This is a genomic window from Pseudomonas sp. ICMP 10191 (assembly GCF_001467335.1).
GTDB classification, from domain to species: Bacteria; Pseudomonadota; Gammaproteobacteria; order Pseudomonadales; family Pseudomonadaceae; genus Aquipseudomonas; species Aquipseudomonas cerasi.
On the sequence record NZ_LKGW01000002.1, the window covers coordinates 181,243 to 205,524 of the forward strand.

Sequence of the window (24,282 nt, forward strand, 5' to 3'; positions counted from 1 at the left end):
GGCCTGTGATGGTTATTTGGCGAGCCTGTGTGACTTGTTGTTTTCGCGTCGCGTCTTTGAATGACATTACGTGAGGTGCCTGATGCACGATCCGTTTGAAGAATCTTTACGCGACATGCTCAATTCTTCATCCTCCAGCCGGGATGATGACGCATGTCTGGGGCGCGTCCTGAAAACCGCCAATCGCCAGGTCGGCGCCGGTGTGTTGTTCGGGTTGCTGGGCCGCTGGTCGGAGGCGCTGATGATCGCCGTGAACAACGGCTCGGCCCACGTCTCTCCCGTTTCTCGTCGCACCTCGAACGGTGCGCGTTCTCTCGATAAGGCTGATTGAGCATGGAATTGAATCTCTGGACCCAGAGCCTTCTTGCTGCAATGACTGCATTGTGGACCAAAGTCGCAAACTTCATTCCCAACCTGTTCGGCGCCCTGGTTGTGGTGCTGCTCGGTTTTGTCGTCGCCAAACTGCTCGACGCACTGCTTTCCAAATTACTGGCCAAACTGGGCCTTGATCGTCTGGTCGGCGGTACCGGCCTGACCAAGATCATCGGCCGCGCTGGCGTCAAGGTGCCGGTCTCCACGCTGATCGGCAAGGTCGTCTACTGGTTCGTTCTGCTTATCTTTCTCGTATCGGCCGCTGAATCTTTGGGCCTGCAGCGGGTCTCAGCGACGCTGGACATGCTGGCGCTGTATTTGCCCAAGGTATTTGGTGCCGCGCTGGTGCTGCTGGTCGGTGTGCTGCTGGCGCAACTGGTCAATGGTTTGGTGCGCGGTGCTGCCGAAGGTGTAGGGATCGACTACTCTGCCGGCCTGGGGCGAATTGCCCAGGGGCTGGTCATTATCATCAGTATTTCGGTCGCCATCAGCCAGCTCGAGGTCAAGACCGACCTGCTGAACCACGTTATTGTGATTGCGTTGATTACCGTTGGTCTGACAGTGGCGCTTGCCCTGGGCCTCGGAAGTCGCGAAATTGCCGGGCAGATCATTGCCGGAATCTACGTCCGCGAATTGTTTCAGGTCGGCCAACAGGTACAGATAGGCGATACGGAAGGGCAGATCGAGGAAATCGGTACGGTCAAGACAACGCTGCTGACAGACGAGGGGGAGCTGGTGTCGTTTTCCAATCGCATCCTGCTCGAGCAGAGAGTAAGCAGCCGTTAAGCGGTTAACCTGCTAATGTATGCCGCCAGGTTGCCGATACAGGCCATGGCGGACACTGACCTGACTGTCGGCAAGATTTGTTTTGAATAAACCTCAACCGTTTTCGACGCGCTACGATCCACGCGAGCTCTCAGATGAGGAGCTGGTTGCGCGCGCCCACGTTGAGCTGTTCAATGTGACGCGGGCCTACGAAGAATTGATGCGCCGTTACCAGAGAACACTTTTTAACGTCTGTGCACGTTATCTGGGGAACGATCGCGATGCTGACGATGTCTGTCAGGAGGTGATGCTTAAAGTGTTGTATGGGTTGAAAAATTTTGAAGGTAAATCTAAATTTAAAACCTGGCTGTACAGCATCACCTACAATGAATGCATCACGCAGTACAGGAAGGAACGGCGTAAGCGTCGCTTGATGGACGCGCTGAGTCTGGATCCACTTGAGGAAGCGTCGGAAGAAAAGGCGCCCAAACCTGAAGAACGGGGCGGACTTGATCGCTGGCTTGTGTATGTGAACCCGATCGATCGGGAGATTCTGGTGCTGCGGTTTGTAGCAGAACTTGAATTCCAGGAAATCGCTGACATCATGCACATGGGCTTGAGCGCAACGAAAATGCGTTACAAGCGGGCTTTAGATAAATTACGAGAGAAATTTGCGGGAATCGCCGAAACTTAATACGGTGCAAATATCTCTAACAAACTGGCAAGGTCTGGTAGACTTGCCGCTGAGTTGTCCCCCTGTGTGGGACTGCTTAATAATCATCAGATGGGGATTTAACGGATGAAACTGAAAAACACCTTGGGCTTGGCCATTGGTACTATTGTTGCCGCAACTTCGTTCGGCGCTCTGGCTCAAGGCCAAGGCGCGGTCGAAATCGAAGGCTTCGCCAAGAAAGAGTACTACGACAGCGATCGTAACTTCAAAAACGACGGCAACCTGTTCGGCGGCTCCGTTGGCTACTTCCTGACTGACGATGTTGAGCTGCGTCTGGGCTACGACGAAGTCCACAACGTCCGTAGCGACAGCGGCAAGAACATCAAGGGCGCAGACACTGCTCTGGACGCTCTGTACCACTTCAACAACCCAGGCGACATGCTGCGTCCATACGTATCTGCCGGTTTCTCTGACCAGAGCATCGGTCAAGACGCTCGCCGTGGCCGTGACGGTTCCACCTTCGCCAACATCGGCGGCGGCGCCAAGCTGTACTTCACTGACAACTTCTATGCCCGTGCAGGCGTTGAAGCTCAGTACAACATCGACCAAGGCAACACCGAGTGGGCGCCTAGCGTCGGTATCGGTGTAAACTTCGGCGGCGGCAGCAAGAAAGTTGAAGCAGCACCAGCTCCAGTAGCTGAAGTGTGCTCCGACAGCGACAACGACGGCGTGTGCGACAACGTCGACAAGTGCCCGGACACCCCAGCCAACGTTACCGTTGACGCTGATGGCTGCCCAGCAGTTGCCGAAGTGGTTCGTGTTGAGCTGGACGTGAAGTTCGATTTCGACAAATCCGTAGTCAAGCCTAACAGCTACGGCGACATCAAGAACCTCGCTGACTTCATGCAGCAGTACCCACAGACCACCACCACTGTTGAAGGTCACACTGACTCCGTCGGTCCTGACGCTTACAACCAAAAACTGTCCGAGCGTCGTGCAAACGCCGTTAAACAGGTTCTGGTTAACCAGTACGGTGTTGGCGCTAACCGCGTAAACTCGGTTGGTTACGGCGAATCCCGTCCAGTTGCTGACAACGCAACTGAAGCTGGCCGCGCAGTTAACCGTCGCGTAGAAGCAGAAGTAGAAGCTCAAGCTAAGTAATTAGCCGCTTGTACTGAAAAGCCCGGCTTAGGCCGGGCTTTTCTTTGCCTGCGATTTGGCGGGGCGTCTGCTCAGACGAGCCTGGGGTCAGCCGGCATTCAACTGCGCGAGGTCCATCAGGGTTTGATCGACCAGCTCATTGTTGTACGCGGCAACCGCACCGATCACCAGGATGGCGGGGCTCTTCAACTGGAAAGCGGCTGCGTCCTGTTGCATGGCATTCAGGGTGCTGCGGCATTCGCGCTGCCACGGCAGCGAAGCGTTCTCGATCATCGCCACCGGCATCTCGCCACTCATTCCGCCTGCCAGCAGACTCTCGCGAATTTCCGCCAGTTTCGCCACGCCCATGTAAACCACCAGGGTGGTTCCGCCTTGCGCGAGTGCCTGCCAGTTGAGGGTGCTGTCGTCCTGAGTGTGGGCGGTGACCAGCGTTACGCCACGGCTTATACCGCGCAGGGTCAGCGAAATGCCGCACTGTGTTGCACCGGCAAGACCCGCTGTAATGCCGTTGACCAGCTCCACGGCGACACCGCGCTCCTGTAGCCATTGAGCCTCTTCACCGCCACGTCCGAAGATGCACGGATCGCCGCCTTTGAGGCGAACGACACATTTGCCCTGACGTACGTAGCGCAGCATCAGGCGATGGATGAACGCTTGCGGCGTCGAACGACAACCGCCGCGCTTGCCGACCGCGATGACCCGTGCTCCCGAACAATGTTCCAGCACTGCGGGGTTGACCAGATCGTCGATCAGCACCACGTCGGCTTCAGCCAGGGCACGTACTGCCTTGAGAGTCAGCAGTTCGGGGTCGCCTGGGCCCGCGCCCACCAGCCATACTTTTGCGCTCATGCCGCATTCCTCATTCTGTAACCGCCACGGTATGGATCAGTCGTCTTATTTCCGGCACGCAGGAGCCGCACTGGGTGCCGCAGCCCAACTGTGTCTTGAGTTGATTCAGGTCCAGGCCACGCTCGATAGCGCTCATTACCGCGCTCTGGCTGACGTTCATGCAGTTGCACAAGGTCTTGTCGCGAGGCTGTGTCGAGTCTTTGCCCGGTTCGCTGCTCAACGGTGCCAACAGCCAGCGCCGCAACGAAGCCTCAACGCGCTCTTCCAGCCACAACGTCTGCAGCCAATGCCGGGCGAGTGTTTCACCGGCCAGGCGAACAGCAGTAATACGTTCGCCGTCGATCCGTACCCGTTTGCCGATCGAGCGTTTGGGGTCGTCATACGCCATGACCGGTCCTTCATCCAGGCCCAGTACTTGATCAATCTGCTGCAGCAGCGCTGAATCGGGTGCTGCTGCGCTGGCGGCGCGTATCACCAGCGCCGGTCGCTCGCGTCCGGCAAGGCTCATGCTCAGATAGGTGAAGGTGTCGCACAAGGGGCGCAGCTTTTCCATCCGTTGCTGCACGTTGCCCTCGACCAGCGCAAAGAACTGCCAGGGCAGTCGGGCTTTTTCGATCCTGACGCCGGCGTTCTTGAGTTCCGGTTGCTTCGAAACCGGGTCGAAGGCTGGCTGGGTGAGAACGTTGACACCCCCCTTGAGGAACCTGTCGCCCCAATGCATCGGCACAAAAGCCTGGCCGACTGCAACGCTGTCCTCACTGCCGACCGGCAACAGCAGCTCGCCGCGTCGACTGATCAGTTTGACCAGGTCGCCGGGCTGCAGGTCATGGCTGAGCATGTCCTGCGGATTGAGGCTCAGCACCGCTTCACTGACATGCCCGAACAGGCGGGCAGCAGTGCCGGTGCGGCTCATGCCGTGCCACTGATCGCGCAGTCTGCCGGTGTTGAGCGTCAGCGGGTAGTCGGCATCGCGCACTTCCCTGGCGGCGATGTAAGGTTCGGACAGAAACTGCGCCCGGCCTGAATCGGTGGGAAAGATGCCATTGTTGTACAGGCGCGGCGTGCCGCTGCTGGCGCCACGCGGGAAGGGCCATTGTTGCGGACCCTGCTGATCGATGAGCTCGCGGTCGATTCCTGACATGTCCAGATCGCGCCCGACCGTCAGGCCCTTGAACTCATCGAACAAGGCTTTGGGTGTAGCGAAGTCGAACAGCGCGGGTGCGCCGGGTTGCAGGCGTTTTTGCAGGCGCTGGGCGAAATCCACGGTGATCGCCCAGTCGGAGCGCGCTTCGCCGGGCGCCTGAATAGCTTTGCGCACGTTGGAGATGCGTCGTTCGGAGTTGGTCACCGTGCCTTCTTTCTCACCCCAGCTGGCAGCAGGCAGCAACAGATCGGCATAACGCGCGGTTTCGGTGGTCTTGAAGGCCTCCTGGAGTACCACGAACGGGCAGGTTTCCAGCGCTTGCCTGATGCGGTTCTGGTCGGGCAGTGACTGTGCCGGGTTGGTGCAGGCAATCCACAGGGCCTTGATCGTTCCATTCTGCAATTGCTCGAACAGTTCGATGGCTGAAAGGCCGGGATTGGCAGGCAGGCTATCGACGCCCCAGTAGTCTGCAACCTCCTGACGATGCTGAGGATTTGCCGCGTCGCGATGGCCAGGCAACAGGTTGGACAGACTGCCGGTTTCACGTCCGCCCATGGCGTTGGGCTGGCCGGTGAGCGAGAAGGGACCTGCGCCGGGTTTGCCAATCTGTCCGGTCGCCAGGTGCAGGTTGATCAGCGCGCTGTTTTTCGCGCTGCCGGCCGTGGACTGATTCAGCCCCATGCACCACAGCGACAGAAAAGCCGGCGCTTCGCCCATCCATCGGGCGCAGGTGTGCAGCTGTTTCAGAGTAATGCCGCAGAGGGCGGCCACGTATTCAGGTGGGTAGTCACGGGCCAGCGTGGCCAGTTCCTCATAGCCCTGCGTGTGCGCGGCAATGAACGCCGGGTCGATCAGCCGTTCGTTCATCAGTATATGAAGGATGCCGTGAAACAGCGCGACGTCCGTGCCGGGCTGAATCGCCAGATGAAGGTCGGCCAGTTCGCAGGTGTCGGTGCGTCGTGGATCGATGACGATGAGTTTCATCTGCGGACGACGGCTTTTTGCCTCTTCCAGACGGCGAAACAGAATCGGGTGTGCGTACGCCATGTTGCTGCCGACGATCATCACACAATCGCTCAGTTCGATATCTTCATAGCTGCACGGTGGGGCATCGGCACCCAGGCTGCGCTTGTAGCCAGCCACGGCCGATGACATGCACAGCCGTGAATTACTGTCGATATTGTTGGTGCCGATCAGTGCGCGCGCCAGTTTGTTGAACGCGTAGTAGTCTTCGGTCAGCAACTGGCCGGAAATGTAGAAGGCAACGCTGTCGGGGCCATGTTCGCGAATGCTCTCGGCGAACACATTGGCCGCATGCTCCAGCGCGGTATCCCAATCGGTGACGCTGCGCGCCAGGCCCTTGCTCAGGCGCAGTTCCGGGTACAGCGCGCGGGCTTCAATGTCGCCGGTCAGGTGCAGGCTCGACCCTTTGCTGCACAGCTTGCCGAAGTTGGCCGGGTGCTTCGGGTCGCCGCTGACACCAAGAATATGCTCGCCGTCATGTTCGATCAGTACGCCGCAGCCTACGCCGCAATAGCAGCAGGTAGACGCCGTGACCCGGGGGGTGTGGAGGGCAAGGCTGTTCATGCGCAGGCAGCCTCTGGAGCAACGGGTTTGCCGAACATCAGGTGGTCGCGAATGGCGTCGATACCCTGGCCATCACGGATCTGCTGCAAGTACCAGTTGCCGTCGGCGGTGTCGCCGTACAGGCAGGCGCCGACCAGTACATCGTTCTTTATTACCAGCTTCTTGTAGATACCGCCGATGGGGTCGGAAAGGGTGATGCTTTCAGTGCCTTCACCGCCGAGGAAATCCCCGGCGGAAAACAGGTCGATACCGGTGACTTTCAGCTTGGTCGAGGTGACCGAGCCCGGATAACGCGCAAAGCCCAGTTGCGCGAGGTGGTTGGCGCAGACCCGCGCCTGCTCGAACAGCGGCGCCACCAGCCCATAGGCGATGCCACGGTGGCTGACACATTCGCCAATCGCGTAGATGCGCGGGTCGTAGGTCTGCAAGGTGTCATTGACCAGAATGCCACGGTTGCAGGGCAGGCCGGCTTGCTCGGCCAATTCGGTGTTGGGCCGTATGCCTGCTGCCATGACCACCAGATCGGCGTCGATCCTGTCGCCATTGTTGAATTGCACCGCGGTTACCCGGCCCTGATCATCGCCGAGCAAGGCGTTGGTCTGTTCGTCGAGGCGAAAGCTCAGGCCGCGCTTTTCCAGCGCCGCTTGCAGCATGCGCCCGCTGGTCTTGTCCAGTTGGCGCTCCAGCAGCGTCTGGCCGTTATGCACCACCGTCACGTGCATGCCGCGCAGGCTCAAGCCGTTGGCCGCTTCCAGGCCGAGCAGTCCGCCGCCGATGACGACTGCGCGTTTGTGCGTGACGGAGGTGTCGATCATCTGCCGCGTGTGGCCGATGTCGCGATAACCGATCACACCGTTCAGCGTGTTGCCCGGGATCGGCAGTATGAACGGCCGCGAACCGGTGGCAATCAGCAGCCGATCATAATGGGCCTGGGTGCCGTCATCGGCGATCACCAGGCGTCTGATGCGGTCGATCTTCACCACGCGACGGTTGAGCAACAACTGGATACCGTTGCGTTCGTACCAGTCGAGGTCGTTGAGCACGATGTCTTCGAAATTCTGCTCGCCGGCCAGTACCGGCGACAGCAGAATGCGATTGTAATTGGGGTGTGGCTCGGCGCCGAAGACCGTGATGTGGTAAAGGTCTTCGCTCAGTTTCAGCAACTCTTCGAGTGTGCGCACGCCGGCCATGCCGTTGCCGATCATCACCAGTTTGAGTTTGGTCATCTTGCCTCCGAGTCACTGCAGCGCGTGCTCGACACGTTTCGCGCAAACAAAAAAAAGGCGTCCCGTCAGTGGCCTGACGAGGACGCCTTTGTCCGGTCCCGTTCGCTCGGGAGACGCAGCCTTCATCGTTGAGGGCGGCGTGTTATGAATTATCTGCCAGTGACCATGCAGCGCTTGTGCCAACTCGGATTTGCCAGCCTGCGCGGTGTGCAGTCGATAACCCTGGCGCTTTCTGCACTGCGTTGAGGCGCGTTGCACAGAAGCGGGGCGCAAGGGCTCAGTGGCGGCCCATCAACCAGATCACCAGCATCAGGTTGAACAGCAGAGAGAGCAACGCCAGTGTTCGCCAGACTTTCAGCGGTTCGCGTTCCAGCAGCGGACGCGGCTTTGCCACCAGCGGACGATGCTCGGCCTGCTCCAGCTCCAGCAACCACTGTTCGGCGGTTTCATAACGCTGGCTCGGGTCGGCGTGCAGTGCCTTGTCCAGGCTTTGGCTCAGCCACTGCGGCAGATCCGGTCGATAACGACTGGCAGGTATCGGTGCGCCGAAGCGACGGTGCTGAAAGGCTTCGATCTCGCCGTAAGGGTATTGCCCTGTCAGCAGGTAGTACAAGGTGACGCCTGCTGCGTACAGGTCCTGTTGCGGATGCGGTTCGGCGCCGTTGAAGGCTTCCGGTGCTATATAACTGGGTGTGCCGGGCAGGTCTTCGGTGTTGACCGCCGACAGGCCCGGGCAGAACGCCAGGCCGAAATCCAGCAGGCGCAACTCGCCGTCGTCGGCCAGCAGCAGGTTTTCCGGTTTGATATCGCGATGGATGATGTTGCGTCGATGCAGCAGGCCCGTGGCCCGTAACAGTCGGGTGGCCAAGTCCTGCCACTGGGCCAGCGGCAACGGCCCTTTGTCGGTGAAGCGCTCGGCCAGTGTGTGCCCGCGATACTCGCGCATGACGTAATACAGATGCTGACGGTCTGGCAGCGGGTGTATCTCGGGAAAAAAACGCCCGGCGACCCGACGCAGAAACCACTCCTCCAGCAGTAAACCCTGACCGGCACCGGTCTCGTCATGACGACTGGCTGGCAGGGTCTTCAGCAGCCAGGGCTGCTCATTGATATCGGTGACTCGATAAACGATGGACTGGCGTGATTGCGCCACGATGCTGACGACTTTCCAGCCTTCGAATGTCTGATCGGCCTTGAGTGCGGGTGGCAGCGGCCATTGCTGCAATTGCAGTAGCGTATCGCCCAGATCGTCCTCGCCGAGCGTGTCGACCTGAATCAGCAGGGCGCTGGCATTGTCCTGACTGCCGGCCAGGTGCGCCGCGCTGACCAGGGTTTTCACCGCCGCGTCGAGGTCGTGCTGTTCGCCCAGAATCGAGCGGATACTTGCATCGCCCAGTGCCGCCCATACGCCGTCGCTGACCAGCAGCAGGCGTTCGCCTTCACACAGCTCGCCGTCCAGGTAATCCATGACCACGTACTGATCCAGGCCCAGCGCACGTTTGAGCACATGCTGCATGTCGGCCTGTTCCCAGACGTGATCTTCACTGATGCGTTTCAGCGTTCCGGTGTGCCAGCGGTAAGCCCGGCAGTCGCCGACATGGGCGAGGGTGAAACGCCTGCCACGCAGTACCAGAGCGCTGAGGGTGGTCAACAGGCCGTTGGCCAGCAGCCAGCGATTCTGCGCCAGCAGCAGGCGATCAAGGGACTGCGCCACGCCCCAGGTTTCCGGCGTGGCGTAATAGTCGAGGGCCAGCGCCTGCAGGGTCGATTGCGCGGCCAGTGCGCCGTCGGCACATTGGCTGACGCCGTCGGCAAGGGCGAACAGATAGCCCTTGCTGGCCGCCAGTGCCGGGACTGGCGTGACCAGGCGCACGGCGTCCTGATTCTCCGCTCGCGGTCCGCTGGCGCTGAATTGAGCGAACTGCAGTTGCAGGGTCATCGGCGCTTCAGACCCGGGCCGCCGTGACCGCGGCCGAACCCCAGGTGGTTCTCCAGCGACGTTTGACGTTCAGCAGGCCGAACCAGGCCAGTATCGCCAGGCCGGCGAACAGCCACAGACCCAACTGGTAGTCGCCGGTGTTCTGTTTGATGCTGCCCAGGCCCGCCGCCAGCAGGAAGCCACCGATGCCACCGGCCATGCCGATCAAGCCGGTCATGACCCCGATTTCCTTGCGGAAGCGCTGCGGTACCAACTGGAACACCGCGCCGTTGCCGGCCCCCAGGCCCAGCATCGCGGCCACGAACAGCGCCAGTGCTGCCCACGAACTCGGCAGGTTGAAGCCCACGGCGGCAATGCCGATGGCGGCAACCGCATACATCACGGTCAGTGTGCGAATCCCGCCGAAACGGTCGGCCAGCGCACCACCCAACGGACGCATCAGGCTGCCACCGAACACACAGGCAGCGGTGTAGTAACCGGCAGTGATCGGGCTCAAGCCATATTGGTCGTTGAAATAGCCGGGCAGGGCGCTGGCCAGGCCAATGAAGCCACCGAACGTCACACTGTAGAAAAACATGAACCACCAACTGTCACGGTCACCCAGCGCCTTGAGGTAGTCCGCCATGGATTTGGGTTTGCTGCGTTGCGGGGCGTTGCGGGCCATCAGGGTGAAGGCGATCAGGGTCAGAACCAGCGGGATCAGTGCCAGGCCGAAGACGTTGCCCCAGCCAAAACTGGCGGCCAGCACCGGCGCGATCAGCGCGGCCAGTACAGTGCCGGAGTTGCCCGCACCGGCGATGCCCATGGCCTTGCCCTGGTGCTGCGCCGGATACCATTGCGACGCCAGGGGCAGCGCGACGGCGAACGAAGCACCGGCCATGCCGAGGAACACGCCCAGTACCAGCACCTGGCCGTAGGTGTGAATGCCCAATTGCCAGGCACCCAGCAGCGCGCCGATGACGATCACCTGGCCGATGATTCCGGCGGTTTTGGGCGACAGCTGGTCGGCCAGCAGGCCCATGAAAAAGCGCAGCACCGCGCCCGCCAGAATCGGCGTGGCGACCATCAGGCCACGTTGCTGAGTGGTCAGGTGCAGGTCAGTGGCAATCTGTACCGCCAGTGGGCCCAGCAGGTACCAGACCATGAAACTCAGGTCAAAATAGAGAAAGGCCGCGAACAGGGTCGGTTTGTGGCCTGCCTTCCAGAAGCTTGTATCCATGTGCACACCTCATCATCTGCTAGTTAGTCAGTCGGGCCATGACCGCGACACGGGTGGTTCAGACGCTGTGGTGGAGTGTTCCGAATGACGGCGACTCCACCGGCCCCTTCGCCGGGGCCAAAACGCAAAAAACGTCGCCTCTCTGTCCACGGGGCGGAAAGAGATGAGCGACGTCTTTGTCGTAAAAGGTGATAGCCGCCGTTGGCTACCGGTGCGATTGCATTAGCAATAGACGGGCCAATGGTCGTGCAGGCGCGTCAGCCATACGTTGCAGGCAGGTTGTATGGCTTTCAGAGACTGCGAGCAGACTGATGTATGACCTCGAACCGGGCGTGGGCCATCAGACGCGCTGCAAAAAAGGGCGTGGCGGCGAAAAGCCAGATAACGGCTTGCACAGTCCGTATCAGTCAACAGAAACAGGCAGTTAACAGGGTTTAAGTATGTTTTATTAAAGTTCAAACTATTTAATATTATTTAATGTGCCATCAGTTTTGCGTGTAAGTACTGTCATTGTGATGCTGTTTCGATACGCAGCTATGGTGGCCTTAATATATATAATTTAATGCGCAGCTCTCACCGTTGTACGATAGCAACGCTGTAAATATTTAATTTACTTTGCGTGGCATCTCTGAGAGCATCGCTTCTGTTGCGACGTGTGACGCTTATTAAAAAAGGTGGTTTCACTTTTCAATCCGGTAATCTGTAGTTGCAGTTTGCCAGTCAATCTCGATAAATGCTTACTTCGAAAGAAGTCATCGGCTACTCGCTCTTTTATCGGCGTCCGGCTGTCCTCGACACCTGAATGCCCGACACACTCTGCACCTCGGCATTGCACGCATGCCTGCCGTGTTGTCTTCCTATACGCGCTGCTTGTACAGGCGCCAGCAAAGGACATCATCATGAGTAACATCAATTACGCACCTACCATCTGGTCCCGTGCCGATGCGTTGAAGGTCAATGAAAATGACCCGACCACCACGCAGCCATTGGTAAAAGCGGACTTTCCGGTCATGAGTGATAAGGTCTTCATCTGGGACACCATGCCGTTGCGAGAGCTTGACGGCACGGTGGTCTCAGTCAACGGCTGGTCGGTTATCGTCACACTGACGGCTGATCGCCACCCCGACGACCCGCAGTATCTCGGCGCCAACGGCCGCTACGACATCAAGCGCGACTGGGAGGATCGTCATGGACGGGCGCGCATGTGCTACTGGTATTCGCGCACCGGCAAGAACTGGATCTTCGGTGGCCGGGTCATGGCCGAAGGCGTGTCGCCCACCACCCGTGAGTGGGCGGGCACACCGGTATTATTGAATGACAAGGGTGATATCGATCTTTACTACACCTGCGTGACACCGGGGGCGACCATTGCCAAAGTGCGCGGCCGTATTGTGACGTCCGATCAGGGCGTGGAGTTGAAAGACTTTACCCAGGTCAAAAAACTGTTCGAGGCCGACGGCACTTATTATCAAACCGAGGCGCAGAACTCGACGTGGAACTTCCGCGACCCGAGTCCGTTTATTGATCCCAATGATGGCAAGTTGTATATGGTCTTTGAAGGTAATGTGGCCGGTGAACGCGGTACGCATACCGTTGGCGCTGCAGAACTTGGCCCGGTGCCACCCGGCCATGAAGAAGTGGGGGGTGCGCGTTTTCAAGTGGGCTGTATCGGCCTGGCAGTTGCGAAAGATCTCAGCGGAGAAGAGTGGGAAATACTACCGCCACTGGTGACTGCGGTGGGCGTCAATGACCAGACTGAACGTCCGCATTATGTCTTTCAGGACGGCAAGTATTATTTATTCACCATTAGTCACAAGTTTACGTATGCCGACGGTGTGACCGGGCCGGACGGCGTTTACGGTTTTGTGGGCGAGCATTTGTTCGGGCCTTACCGGCCGATGAACGCTTCCGGACTGGTGCTGGGCAATCCGCCTGCACAGCCATTCCAGACGTACTCCCACTGTGTGATGCCCAACGGCCTGGTGACTTCGTTCATCGACAGCGTGCCCACCAGCGGCGATGACTACCGTATCGGCGGCACCGAGGCGCCGACGGTCAGAATCCTGTTGAAGGGCGACCGCTCGTTCGTGCAGGAAGAGTATGACTACGGCTACGTCCCGGCGATGAAGGATGTGCAGTTGAGCTGACAGGCTGCGCCTCTGTAAACGGTGAAGAACGCCTGTGCGGGCAGGCGTTCTTCCTGGCTTCAGCCCAGCAGTTCGCTCATTGCGATAATCTGCTCGGCCACCTGAATCAGCTTCTGCTGACGACTCATTGCCTGACGTCGCATCAGCGTATAAGCCTCTTCTTCGTTGCAATCCTTCATCTTCATCAGTAGCCCCTTGGCCAGCTCGATGCGCTTGCGCTCGGCCAGTTGCTGATCGCGGGCATGCAATTGCGCACGCAGCGCCTGATCGCTTTCAAAGCGGGCCATTGCCACATCCAGAATGGGTTGCAGCCGTTGTGCCTGAATCCCCTCGACGATATAAGCGCTGACCCCGGACTTGATGGCCTGGCGCATCACGCCTGGATCGTGCTCGTCGGTGAACATCACGATGGGACGTGGCTGGTCGCGGCTGACCAGCACCACCTGCTCCATCACGTCGCGACCTGGCGATTCAGTGTCGATGAGGATGACGTCCGGGCGCACGGCTTCGACGCGTGCGGGCAGGTCGATGATCAGGCCGGATTCGTCGATCACTTCGAAACCGGCCTCTATCAAGGCTGACTTGAGGCGACCGACCTTTTTGGCGGTGTCATTGATAAGCAGGATACGCAGCATGGTCACGTTCTCCGTCAACGACTGGCCACAGCGGGCGCGTCGTCGGCCAGCGAATGGAGCTTGAAGCTACGCGCGTAGCCCGCCGGATCGCTGCCGTCCCAGATCCTGCCATCGATCAGCTGACTGCTGCGCATGGTTGCGGCGGGTACGTCGATGCCCAGCGCGCTGGCCGCCTGACGGTACAGGTCGAGTCGCTGGACGCGACTGGCGACCGCCAGGTAATCCGGGTCTTCGCGCAACAGGCCCCAGCGTCGGAACTGGGTCATGAACCACATGCCGTCGGACAGCCAGGGGTAGTTGACCTGTCCTTGGGCATGGAAGCTGACCGCGTGAGGGTCTTGCCAGCGATTGCCGAGACCGTCGCTGTACTGACCGAGCAGGCGCGGCTCGATGCAGTCCACTGAGGTGTCCAGGTAATCGGCACCGCTGAGAAGTTGTGCGGTGCTGCGCCGGTTATGATCGTTTTCCTCGATGAAGCGGCTCGCTTCCAGTACGGCCATGATCAGCGCTCTGGCGGTATTGGGGTTCTGCTCGACGAACTCACGGGTACAGCCCAGCACCTTGCCCGGGTGATCCGGCCAGATCGACTGGCTGGTCGCCATGGTGAAGCCCAGTTGCTGTTGAACGGCGCTGGCGCCCCAGGGTTCGCCGACGCAGAAACCGTCGATGCGCCCAGCCTGCAGGTGTTGCGCCATTTGCGTGGGCGGCACCACGACACTGGTCACATCATCGAGCGGATGAATGCCCTGACTGGCCAGCCAGTAGTAGAGCCACATGGCGTGGTTGCCGGTGGGGAAGGTCTGCGCGAAGGTCAGCCTTGATCCGCTTTGGTGCGCGCGTTTGTCCAGTGCTTCAGGAGTGATCACGCCCGCCTGCTGCAACTCGCGGGACAGGTTGATGCACTGGCCGTTCTGGTTGAGCCCCATGAGGATGGCCATGTCGGCCGCCGGGCCACCGCTGATGCCCAGTTCCACCGCATAGATCAGACCGTACAGGCTGTGTGCCGCCTGCAACTGCCCGCTGACCAGCCTGTCGCGCAGCCCGGCCCAAGAGGTCTGACGCTCGAGGTTCAGGCTCAGGCCGTAAGGCTGGGCGAAACCCTGAGTGGCCGCGACCACCAGCGGGGCGCAGTCGGTCAATGCCATGAAGCCCACGTCCAGGCTGTTCATTTCCGGGGCGTCGCTACCGGCCACCCAGTCCAGCGCATTACCGGTTCGTTCGTTCATCGCGCGTGCTTCATCAAAGGTCCGTCCAGAAAAAAGGCGTCGTCCGACCCATTGCAATGCAAGTGTCGAAGCGACGCCGTTGTCCATGCACCGCTCCGCCGTTGGAGTGAGTGCCGATAGCGGTTTCAAGCAAGGCATATGCCATCGCCGGGGAGGGGCGAGCAACAAGTTTGTCGCGCGCCTCGCCTGACAGGCCCGCACACGTCTATAATCGCCACCCTGAATTCAGCTGCTCACGAGCCCATCCCGCCATGTATAACCTGGCCCGCCAGTTACTGTTCAAACTTTCCCCGGAAACCTCTCATGACCTGTCGCTGGACCTGATCGGTGCAGGCGGACGGCTGGGCCTCAATGGCCTGCTGAGCAAGTCCCCGGCGAAGTTGCCGGTCAGTGTGATGGGCCTTGAATTTCCCAACCCTGTGGGGCTGGCAGCCGGCCTGGACAAGAATGGTGCAGCCATCGATGGCTTCGCGCAACTGGGCTTCGGGTTCGTCGAGATCGGCACAGTGACGCCACGTCCGCAGCCGGGCAACCCCAAACCGCGTATTTTCCGCCTGCCCAACGCCGAGGCGATCATCAATCGCATGGGCTTCAACAATCTGGGTGTCGACAACCTGGTGTCCCGTGTCGAAGCGGCAAAATATCGCGGCGTTCTGGGCATCAATATCGGCAAGAACTTCGACACGCCGGTCGAGCGTGCGGTCGACGATTACCTGATCTGTCTGGACAAGGTCTATGCCCATGCCAGCTACGTTACGGTCAACGTCAGTTCGCCCAATACGCCGGGGCTGCGCAGCCTGCAGTTCGGCGACTCGCTCAAGCAACTGCTCCAGGCCCTGAGCCTGCGCCAGCAGGAGCTGATGCAACGGCATGGCAGGCGTGTGCCGCTGGCGATCAAGATTGCCCCGGACATGACCGACGAAGAGACCGTGCTGGTGGCCGCAGCCCTGATCGAGTCCGGTATGGACGCAGTCATCGCCACCAACACCACGCTTAGCCGCCAAGGCGTCGAAGGCCTTCCGCATGCTGATCAGGCAGGCGGCTTGTCCGGCGCGCCGGTTCGGGAAAAAAGCACGCACATCGTCAAGGTCCTGGCCGGTGAGCTCGCGGGGCGTCTGCCGATCATCGCCGCAGGCGGGATCACCGAAGGCCGACACGCCGCCGAGAAGATCGCCGCGGGGGCCAGTCTGGTGCAGATCTATTCGGGGTTCATCTACAAGGGCCCTGCGCTGATTCGCGAGTCGGTGGATGCCATTGCGGCAATGCCTCGCGCCGCACGCTGAGCCCGGGGTAAAAAAAGGGGCTCTGCAAGAGAGCCCCTGGGCGTTGGCCCGCCGCCCGGGTCGGGCGTGCATGGTGCAGGTGTGAATCAGTCAATCATGTGTGTGGCCCGACAGAGGCCGAAAGTCTTTGATGTGAATCGCCTCATCCGACCGCGTGAAGTTCGTTGAGTCTGTGGATGCCCGCAGTGCCGGTCATACCGTCCCAGTTGTCGCCGCGTCCTTCGCGCCAGCCATTGATCCATGCCTGGCGTACTGACGGTAGAGTAAAAGGGCAAAGCTCACGGGATTTACCATGAACGCCGTATTGATATCCGCGTAAAAATGCTCTTTCCAACGGATCACGCTTAAGTCTTCTCATAGGGTAATGCCCTCGTCTGTTGACTGTAATATCCCTGAGACCCCGTGATGAGGTCGGGCAGAATCTTCTGCCGTTGGGGCCCGCTGCCGGCGTCGCGGGCCTTGATGCCATAACCATTGCGGCGATGACCTGAGACGATTTCTAACCAAAGCGCAGGGCGGTGTGAATGATCGTTTTGTCATAAGCACGTCACATTCAGGTCTGTCGAGCAATAAGCGATGACCTGTTTCAACCATGATTTTTTCTGCAGCCCCTTGAACATGGGCGTTTGCAGGCTAATTGAAATCGCTTATCAGGCTCATATACTGGCTCAATGCCTTGGCTGGTTAAGCGACGAAGGGTCATGATCGGCGCTGCACAAATGTGACTTTTCAAAACACCACTTTTGATTGCGTGCCTTATTGCCGACATCGACTTGCCTGATATCTGTTCTAATACGCGCCAGAACTGCCGCAATGACATGACAGGATCATGCGGTGGACCGGCACACATCACGTGCCACGCAGGCGTTCTCCATGAAAGACGCCTGTTCAAATCTGGCAGGGCAATGCGTTGCCCGCCGCAGACGGCTCAGGCCCTGGAATACACATGTCGGATCGCTACGAACTTTTCCTCACTTGCCCCAAGGGCCTCGAAGGCCTGCTTGCCGAGGAAGCCACTGCGCTGGGCCTGCAAGAGACCCGCGAGCACACTTCAGCCATTCGCGGCTCTGCCGACATGGAGACCGCTTACCGGCTATGTCTCTGGTCGCGACTGGCCAACCGCGTGTTACTGGTGCTCAAGCGCTTCCCGATGAAGGATGCCGAAGACCTCTACCATGGCGTACTGGATGTCGAGTGGCAGGATCATCTTGAATCCGACGGCACCATTGCGGTGGAATTCAGTGGTCATGGTTCGGGCATCGATAACACCCATTTCGGTGCATTGAAGGTCAAGGATGCGATCGTCGACAAGCTGCGTACTCCGAATGGCGAGCGTCCTTCGGTCGACAAGATCAACCCCGATCTGCGCGTGCACCTGCGCCTGGATCGCGGCGAAGCCATTCTGTCTCTCGACCTGTCCGGGCATAGCCTGCACCAGCGCGGTTACCGTCTGCAGCAGGGCGCTGCACCGCTGAAGGAAAACCTCGCCGCCGCTATCCTGATTCGTGCTGGCTGGCCGCGCATCGCTGCCGAGGGCGGCGCGCTGGCTGACCCGATGTGCGGTGTCGGTACGTTCCTGGTCGAGGCCGGGATGATCGCCGCCGACATCGCCCCGAACATCAAGCGTGAACGCTGGGGCTTCTCGGCCTGGCTGGGCCACGTCCCGGCGCTGTGGCGCAAGCTGCACGACGAAGCGCTGGCCCGCGCAGAAGCCGGGTTGGCCAAAACACCTTCGTGGATTCGCGGTTACGAGGCTGATCCGCGACTGATCCAGCCGGGACGCAACAACATCGAACGTGCTGGTCTGAGTGACTGGATCAAGGTCTATCAGGGCGAAGTCGCGACCTTCGAGCCGCGTCCCGACCAGAACCAGAAAGGTCTGGTGATCTGCAACCCTCCGTACGGCGAGCGCCTGGGTGACGAAGCCAGCCTGCTGTATCTCTACCAGAACCTCGGCGAGCGCCTGCGTCAGGCCTGCCTTAACTGGGAAGCTGCGGTGTTCACCGGCGCGCCGGACCTCGGCAAGCGCATGGGCATTCGCAGCCACAAACAGTATTCGTTCTGGAACGGCGCCTTGCCGTGCAAACTGCTGCTGATCAAGGTCACGCCTGACCAGTTCGTGACCGGCGAGCGACGCACCCCCGAGCAGCGTCAGATCGAACGCGAAAACCCGGTCGAGGTTGAAGTCGTTGAGCGCAAACTCAACAAGAACGGCAACCCGATCAAGCCGGAACCGGTGGTGGTCGAACAGGCGCGCCTGAGTGAAGGCGGGCAGATGTTTGCCAATCGCCTGCAAAAGAACCTCAAGCTGATGGGCAAGTGGGTACGTCGCGAGGGGATCGATTGCTACCGCGTGTATGACGCCGACATGCCTGAATACTCGCTGGCGATCGATCTGTATCACGACTGGGTGCATGTTCAGGAATACGCCGCACCCAAGTCCATCGATCCGGAAAAGGCGTCAGCCCGGCTGTTCGATGCGCTGGCGGCCATTCCGCAAGCCCTGAACATCGACAAGAACCGCGTAGTGATCAAGCGTCGCGAGCGTCAGAGCGGCACCAAGCAGTACGAGCGCCAGAGCGCCCAGGGCCAGTTTCTGGAAGTCAGCGAAGGCGGCGTCAAGCTGCTGGTCAATCTGACCGACTACCTGGACACCGGGCTGTTTCTCGATCACCGGCCGATGCGCATGCGTATTCAGCGCGAGGCGGCCGGCAAGCGCTTCCTGAACCTGTTTGCCTACACGGCGACGGCCAGTGTGCATGCTGCCAAGGGCGGTGCGCGCAGCACCACCAGCGTCGACCTGTCGCGGACCTATCTGGACTGGGCGCGTCGTAACCTGTCGTTGAACGGTTTCTCCGACAAGAATCGTCTCGAGCAGGGCGACGTGATGGCCTGGCTGCAGGCCAATCGCGACGAGTACGACCTGATCTTCATCGACCCGCCGACGTTCTCCAATTCCAAGCGCATGGAAGGCATTTTTGATGTCCAGCGTGATCAGGTCGAGCTGATCGATCTGGCCATGGCGCGTCTCGCACCGGGAGGCGTGTTGTACTTCTCCAACAACTTCCGCAAGTTTGTGCTTGATGAAAACCTGAGTCAGCGTTACGCGGTCGAGGACATTACCGCGCAAACCATCGATCAGGACTTCGCCCGTAACGGCAAGATCCACCGCGCCTGGAAAATCATGGCGCGTAGCTGATCCGGTGCGCGATGAACTGATCGGTAATGGTCCGTTCATCGCGCCTCGCGATACCTCCTGCACTCGCTTGCATGCCCGTGCAGACAGACCAACGGATCGTCCTGAAACCGCCATAAGCCTATGAAAATTACTGGCGAATAGCTATAACAGAAGTCATAGCCAGCCTGACGCTTCCGTATGTTGGCGTCATGAGTTTGTGTGTATGACAGTGAAACGGTTCAAGCTGAGAATTCTGAGTTTCATCAATGGTCAGCGATCAGCGTGGCTTATCGCGGTTCTGGTATTGCTGGTCGGTACCGCACTTACGATCATGCTGGCGCTGGCCGATAACGAGTTGTATCAGCGCCAGTTGCGTCAGCGTTTCGACATGGTTGCCGCGGAGCGCTTCAGTCGCCTGCAGGAGCGTCTGGACCGGCAGGTCACCCGGCTCGACACGTTGGCTCGCTTCTTTATCTACTCCCATCAGGTTGAACTGTCCGAATTCGACGGGTTTGTCGCGCCATTGCTGATTGGCACCCAGGCGTATGCCTGGAACCCGAGGGTGCTGCAGGCCGAGCGTGCAGCCTTTGAACGACAGTCGCGTGAGGAAGGATCGTCCGGGTATGCCATACGCGAGATGGATGAAAACGGCGCCTTGAAAATCGCCGCCGTGCGAAATGAATACTTCCCGGTTCGATTCATCCAGACCCTCAGCAACATTCCAACGCCAGCGGGGTTTGATATTGCTTCCGAGCCGGTGCGGCGTGCCGCTCTGGAGCGTGCGCGCTTGCTGAAACGAACGGTCGCAACGCCTCGTATTCGCCTGCTGTCCCTGGAGCCGTCCGATACCTACGGCATTTTGCTGGTCGCACCGGTGTTCTCGATTGGCCAGCCGGTTCCGCAATTGAGGGGCTACGTCACCGCAGTGATCAGCCTGACGCAATTGATGAACGTTGGAACGGCGGAGCAGGACAACCTTGCCGTGACCATGCTCGACCTCAGTTCGCCAGAAACGCCCGAGCAGGTCTACCAGTCTCCGCTCCCCGCAATACGCAATCAGCTGTACGCCAGCAGCCTGCTGAGCCTGGGCGACAGGGATTATCTGGTCGAGGTTCGCCCTACGCAGATTTTCAGTCTGAATAACCAGATCATGATGCCCGGTCGGGTGCTGTGGCTTGGAGGACTTTTGAGCCTGATGCTCAGTGCCTTGCTCTACAGCCTGATCAGCCAGCGTCAGCGCGCCTTGCAACGGGTGGCGCAGCGTACTCGCGAGCTGCGCCAGCGCGAGCAACAATTGAGGGCTGCGCACGGTCAACTGCGCAGTGTGCTGGATGCGGCGACAGAAGTGGCAATCATCGCGACCGATCTGGACGGGCTGATCAAGACGTTCAATGTCGGGGCACAGAAAATGCTCGGCTATGCACAGGAGGATGTGCTGGGCAGGTTTCGCCTCATGGACTTTTATCAGTCTGCTGATCTGGAGGCCCGAGCGAGCCGCTTGAGCAAAAGCCGCGGGCAACCGATCAGCGCCTCGCAACTGATGTTTCTCGACGCCGTGCAGGATGGTAACCACCCTTCGCAGGAGTGGACCCTGCAGCGCAGCGATGGCAGCACGCTGGTGGTGAATATGCTGGTCACCGCGGTGCGTGACGATCAGGGGCTCTGGACCGGGTATCTGGCCGTGTGCATCGACGTTACCGAGCACAAGCGTGTCAATCAGGCCCTTGCCGAGCAGGGGCAGTTGCTGAAAAAGCTCGGCTCGCAAGTCCCAGGCGGTATTTACCAGTACCATTTGGCCGTTGATGGCAGCGCGCGTTTCAGGTACGCCAGCGCCGGCATGTGCGAGCTGTTCGAAGTGGATGAAGAGCAGTTGCTGGGCGACTCTGAAACTATCCTGCAACGCATACAGCCGGTGGATCTGACACGGGTCAAAAGCTCCATTCTGATCAGCGCCAAACACCTGACACCGTGGGGTCAGGAGTACCGCGTCGATCTGCCACGCAAGGGTTTGCGCTGGCTACGCTCGGCGTCGACGCCTGAGCGCCTGGCCGATGGCAGCGTGCTGTGGCATGGCTTTGTGTCCGATATCACCGACCTCAAGCGCGTCGAGCAGGAGTTGCGTGCGCTGTCGGTCACTGACGTGCTGACCGGTGCCTATAATCGGCGCTACTTTCAGGACCGGATGCAGTCCGAGCTGAAAAGAATCGACCGGCACGGCGGTAACCTGTCGGTCATCATGCTCGATATCGATCACTTCAAACGGATCAATGACCGCTTCGGGCATGCCGCAGGCGATCAGGTGCTCAAGGCCATTTCGGAAAAGATCAGCCAGCGGCTGCGCAGCGATGATGTGTTCTGCCGCCTGGGGGGCGAAGAGTTCATGGTGATCTGCCCGGGAACGCGCGGTGCCCAGGCCTATCAACTGGCACTGAGCCTGCGCGATGAACTGCGCAAGCAGGTTATCGAAGGCGTCGATCAGGTGGTCACGGGCAGCTTCGGGATCGCCAGCTGGCGCGAGGGTGAGGGTGTCGACGCGATGTTGCTGCGCGCCGACTCGGGTGTCTATGCGGCGAAACAGGCCGGTCGCGATCGGGTCGAGCCCGAGCAACGCTGATGAAGACAGACCCGCTGCGACAGCGGGTCTGTTGTTGATGGCCAGTATCGATTGGTTATTGCTGGATCGAGACCGTGGTGTTGGTCAGCTTGGGCTGTCGATACAGATCGATCAGTACCTCGTCGAGTATCGAGGATGCGCCGAACGGACGCGGGTCGTTGAGGATCGCCACGACTGCCCAGGTGTTGCCGTTACTGTCGCGGCTGAAGCCGGCAATCGCGCGTACGGTATTCAGGGTGCCGGTCTTGATGTGCGCCTCGCCCAGCAGCGGGGTGCGCTTGAGTCGCTTGCGCATGGTGCCGTCGAGGCCGGCCAGCGGCATCGAGCTCATGAATTCGGCCGCATAGGGGCTGCGCCAGGCCGCTTGCAGGATCACCGCCATTTCACGCGCGCTGACACGCTCGGCCCGCGAAAGCCCGGAGCCGTTCTCCATGACCAGATGCGGCGCAGTGATGCCTTTCTTCGCCAGCCACTGACGGATGACACGTTGCGCGGCCTTGCCGTCGTCACCGTCCGCTTCGTTGCGGAACTCTTCGCCCAGGCTCAGGAACAGTTGCTGGGCCATGGTGTTGTTGCTGAATTTGTTGATGTCACGAATGACTTCCACCAGGTCCGGTGAAAAGGCCTTGGCCAGCAACTTGGCATTGCCGGGCAGCACGCCAACGCGGTCCTTGCCCTGAATGGTGCCGCCCAGTTCCTGCCAGATGGCTCGCACTGCGCCGGCCGCGTAGGTCGGATGGTCCAGCAGTGACAGGTAGGTCTGTGAGTTGCAGCCATTGCCCAGCTGGCCGGTGACCGTCACGTTGACGCTGCCATCGGCCTGGGTGACCGGGTTGTAGCGCACATCCCCGGTGCATTGCTTCGAGGCGCTTGCCTTGACCTGATTATCAATGCGGATGCTGGCAATCGGCGGCTCGACCGAGACCAGAATCCTGCCATCGTCATTACGGGTCACGAATCGCAGCGCCTTGAGGTTGACCATAAGCGCGTCGGGTTTGACCAGAAACGGCTTGTTGTCGTCATTGCCGTCATCGTTGAACACCGGCAATTGCGGTTGCACAAAATGACTGCGGTCCAGTACCAGGTCGCCGGTCACCTGCTGTACACCGTTGGCGCGCAGGTCACGCATCAGCAGCCAGAGCTTTTCCATATTCAGCTTGGGATCGCCACCGCCCTTGAGATACAGGTTACCGCGAAGCACGCCATTGCTCAGAGTGCCGTCGGTGAAGAATTCGGTTTTCCACTGATGGGTCGGGCCGAGCATTTCCAGGGCCGCATAAGTGGTGATCAGCTTCATGGTAGAAGCCGGATTGACCGATACGTCGGCGTTGAATACGGTCGGCGTGCCCGGGCCGTTAAGCGGCAACATCACCAGCGACAGTGCGTCATCGCTGAGTTTGCTGGCTTTCATAGCCTGTTGAACCTTGGGGGGCAGCGTGGTGTTGATGACGGCGGCGTAGGAGGGCAGAGCCAGGGGCAAAAAAAGTGACGCGAGCAACAATGGACGTAGCGACTTGATCATTGACTAAAACCCTACTGCAAAGAGGGAAACGAAAAAGAGGGCATGGATGAATTCCCTCGGTAACTATTGCAAATGGCGATTCGATTTCGATAACTATAGTAGTGAATGCGCGGCGGGCTTTTTTTGTAACACGCAATGCCACGCATGAAACGAGTCGCATTATGCCCCAAGCGGGGCAGGCTTGTGACCGGGGGGTAAGCCGGTAAATGCTATTTTTTATTGATTCGGCATCGGCGGCTGCTGCAAGGCCGGATATCCATCACCCGCTGTAATTGTCGGGCTTTTAAATTGCCAAGCTGGTAAAGTGCCGCCCGATATTTATTGATGAGGATTGTCCCATGGCCACTAACCGCTCCCGCCGTCTGCGCAAGAAACTGTGTGTGGACGAGTTCCAGGAATTGGGTTTCGAACTGAACCTGGACTTCAAGCAAGAGCTGGACGACAAGGCAATCGATGCTTTCCTTGACGCTTTCCTGAAAGAAGCAATGGAAGCCAACGGTCTTGGCTATGTGGGCGGCGACGACTTCGGTCTGGTTTGCCTGAGCAAGCGTGGCTCGGTCAGCGAAGAGCAGCGTGCTGCTGTCGAAGCCTGGCTCAAGGGCCGCAGCGAACTGACAGAAGTCACTGTCAGCCCGCTGATCGACGTCTGGTACCCGGAAAAAGAAATCAATCCGGCCGCCTGATGTAGCGGGAAGCAGGCCAGCGCCTGCTTCCCTTGCCTGTTCCCGCGCACCCTTTCGTA

At 59.6% G+C, this 24,282-nt stretch carries 17 protein-coding genes and 1 pseudogene; 9 read left to right on the top strand and 9 right to left on the bottom strand.

The genetic code is table 11. The features are described from left to right. Positions 1-82: 82 nt before the first annotated feature. From AO388_RS02090 to AO388_RS02105, 4 genes are all read left to right on the top strand, one after another. Complete coding sequence (locus AO388_RS02090) at positions 83-331, top strand: hypothetical protein (RefSeq protein WP_003433041.1); 249 nt, start codon at positions 83-85, stop codon at positions 329-331. 2 nt (positions 332-333) lie between these two features. Beyond that, positions 334-1,158 (top strand): mechanosensitive ion channel family protein, encoded by an 825-nt coding sequence (locus tag AO388_RS02095; RefSeq protein WP_003315687.1) that lies wholly within the window; start codon positions 334-336, stop codon positions 1,156-1,158. Positions 1,159-1,240: 82 nt separating this feature from the next. Then, positions 1,241-1,831, top strand: coding sequence for an RNA polymerase sigma factor SigX (sigX, locus tag AO388_RS02100; RefSeq protein ID WP_003315686.1), 591 nt, complete (start codon positions 1,241-1,243; stop codon positions 1,829-1,831). Positions 1,832-1,936: 105 nt separating this feature from the next. Then, positions 1,937-2,971: an OmpA family protein gene (locus tag AO388_RS02105; RefSeq protein WP_003366856.1), complete on the top strand. Its 1,035-nt coding sequence runs from the start codon at positions 1,937-1,939 to the stop codon at positions 2,969-2,971. 87 nt (positions 2,972-3,058) lie between these two features. Here the strand turns inward: AO388_RS02105 and cobA are convergent, their stop codons facing one another. From cobA to AO388_RS02130, 5 genes and pseudogenes are all read right to left on the bottom strand, one after another. Next, entirely contained in the window at positions 3,059-3,820 is a 762-nt protein-coding gene (cobA, locus tag AO388_RS02110) for a uroporphyrinogen-III C-methyltransferase (RefSeq protein WP_058415994.1), read from the bottom strand. A 10-nt stretch (positions 3,821-3,830) separates the two neighbouring features. Further along, complete coding sequence (locus tag AO388_RS02115) at positions 3,831-6,551, bottom strand: nitrate reductase (protein WP_003433038.1); 2,721 nt, start codon at positions 6,549-6,551, stop codon at positions 3,831-3,833. 26 nt (positions 6,552-6,577) lie between these two features. Further along, positions 6,578-7,777: pseudogene (locus AO388_RS02120) on the bottom strand (NAD(P)/FAD-dependent oxidoreductase); the annotation flags it as partial. A 277-nt stretch (positions 7,778-8,054) separates the two neighbouring features. Further along, complete coding sequence (locus AO388_RS02125) at positions 8,055-9,716, bottom strand: bifunctional protein-serine/threonine kinase/phosphatase (RefSeq protein ID WP_003366867.1); 1,662 nt, start codon at positions 9,714-9,716, stop codon at positions 8,055-8,057. Between the two features lie 7 nt (positions 9,717-9,723). Then, complete coding sequence (locus AO388_RS02130) at positions 9,724-10,935, bottom strand: nitrate/nitrite transporter (RefSeq protein ID WP_003433035.1); 1,212 nt, start codon at positions 10,933-10,935, stop codon at positions 9,724-9,726. 899 nt (positions 10,936-11,834) lie between these two features. Here AO388_RS02130 and AO388_RS02135 point away from each other — a divergent pair. After that, entirely contained in the window at positions 11,835-13,082 is a 1,248-nt protein-coding gene (locus tag AO388_RS02135) for a glycoside hydrolase family 68 protein (RefSeq protein ID WP_003433034.1), read from the top strand. A 59-nt stretch (positions 13,083-13,141) separates the two neighbouring features. Here the strand turns inward: AO388_RS02135 and AO388_RS02140 are convergent, their stop codons facing one another. Then, complete coding sequence (locus tag AO388_RS02140; protein ID WP_003366877.1) at positions 13,142-13,717, bottom strand: ANTAR domain-containing response regulator; 576 nt, start codon at positions 13,715-13,717, stop codon at positions 13,142-13,144. A gap of 14 nt (positions 13,718-13,731) precedes the next feature. After that, positions 13,732-14,943 (bottom strand): CmpA/NrtA family ABC transporter substrate-binding protein, encoded by a 1,212-nt coding sequence (locus AO388_RS02145; protein ID WP_003366879.1) that lies wholly within the window; start codon positions 14,941-14,943, stop codon positions 13,732-13,734. Between the two features lie 251 nt (positions 14,944-15,194). Here AO388_RS02145 and AO388_RS02150 point away from each other — a divergent pair, with 251 nt between their 5' ends. Further along, positions 15,195-16,226, top strand: coding sequence for a quinone-dependent dihydroorotate dehydrogenase (locus AO388_RS02150; RefSeq protein WP_003433033.1), 1,032 nt, complete (start codon positions 15,195-15,197; stop codon positions 16,224-16,226). A 142-nt stretch (positions 16,227-16,368) separates the two neighbouring features. Here AO388_RS02150 and rmf read toward each other — a convergent pair whose 3' ends face one another. Continuing rightward, positions 16,369-16,584 (bottom strand): ribosome modulation factor, encoded by a 216-nt coding sequence (gene rmf, locus AO388_RS26920; protein WP_002553055.1) that lies wholly within the window; start codon positions 16,582-16,584, stop codon positions 16,369-16,371. Positions 16,585-17,172: 588 nt separating this feature from the next. Here rmf and rlmKL point away from each other — a divergent pair. After that, positions 17,173-19,425: a bifunctional 23S rRNA (guanine(2069)-N(7))-methyltransferase RlmK/23S rRNA (guanine(2445)-N(2))-methyltransferase RlmL gene (gene rlmKL / locus AO388_RS02155; RefSeq protein WP_003433031.1), complete on the top strand. Its 2,253-nt coding sequence runs from the start codon at positions 17,173-17,175 to the stop codon at positions 19,423-19,425. 202 nt (positions 19,426-19,627) lie between these two features. Further along, positions 19,628-22,018 (top strand): sensor domain-containing diguanylate cyclase, encoded by a 2,391-nt coding sequence (locus AO388_RS02160; protein ID WP_054081867.1) that lies wholly within the window; start codon positions 19,628-19,630, stop codon positions 22,016-22,018. Positions 22,019-22,073: 55 nt separating this feature from the next. Here AO388_RS02160 and dacB read toward each other — a convergent pair whose 3' ends face one another. Continuing rightward, positions 22,074-23,540, bottom strand: a complete 1,467-nt coding sequence (dacB, locus tag AO388_RS02165; RefSeq protein WP_003366890.1) for a D-alanyl-D-alanine carboxypeptidase/D-alanyl-D-alanine endopeptidase — start codon at positions 23,538-23,540, stop codon at positions 22,074-22,076. Positions 23,541-23,878: 338 nt separating this feature from the next. Here dacB and AO388_RS02170 point away from each other — a divergent pair, with 338 nt between their 5' ends. After that, entirely contained in the window at positions 23,879-24,223 is a 345-nt protein-coding gene (locus tag AO388_RS02170) for a YggL family protein (RefSeq protein WP_003346101.1), read from the top strand. Positions 24,224-24,282: the final 59 nt, after the last annotated feature.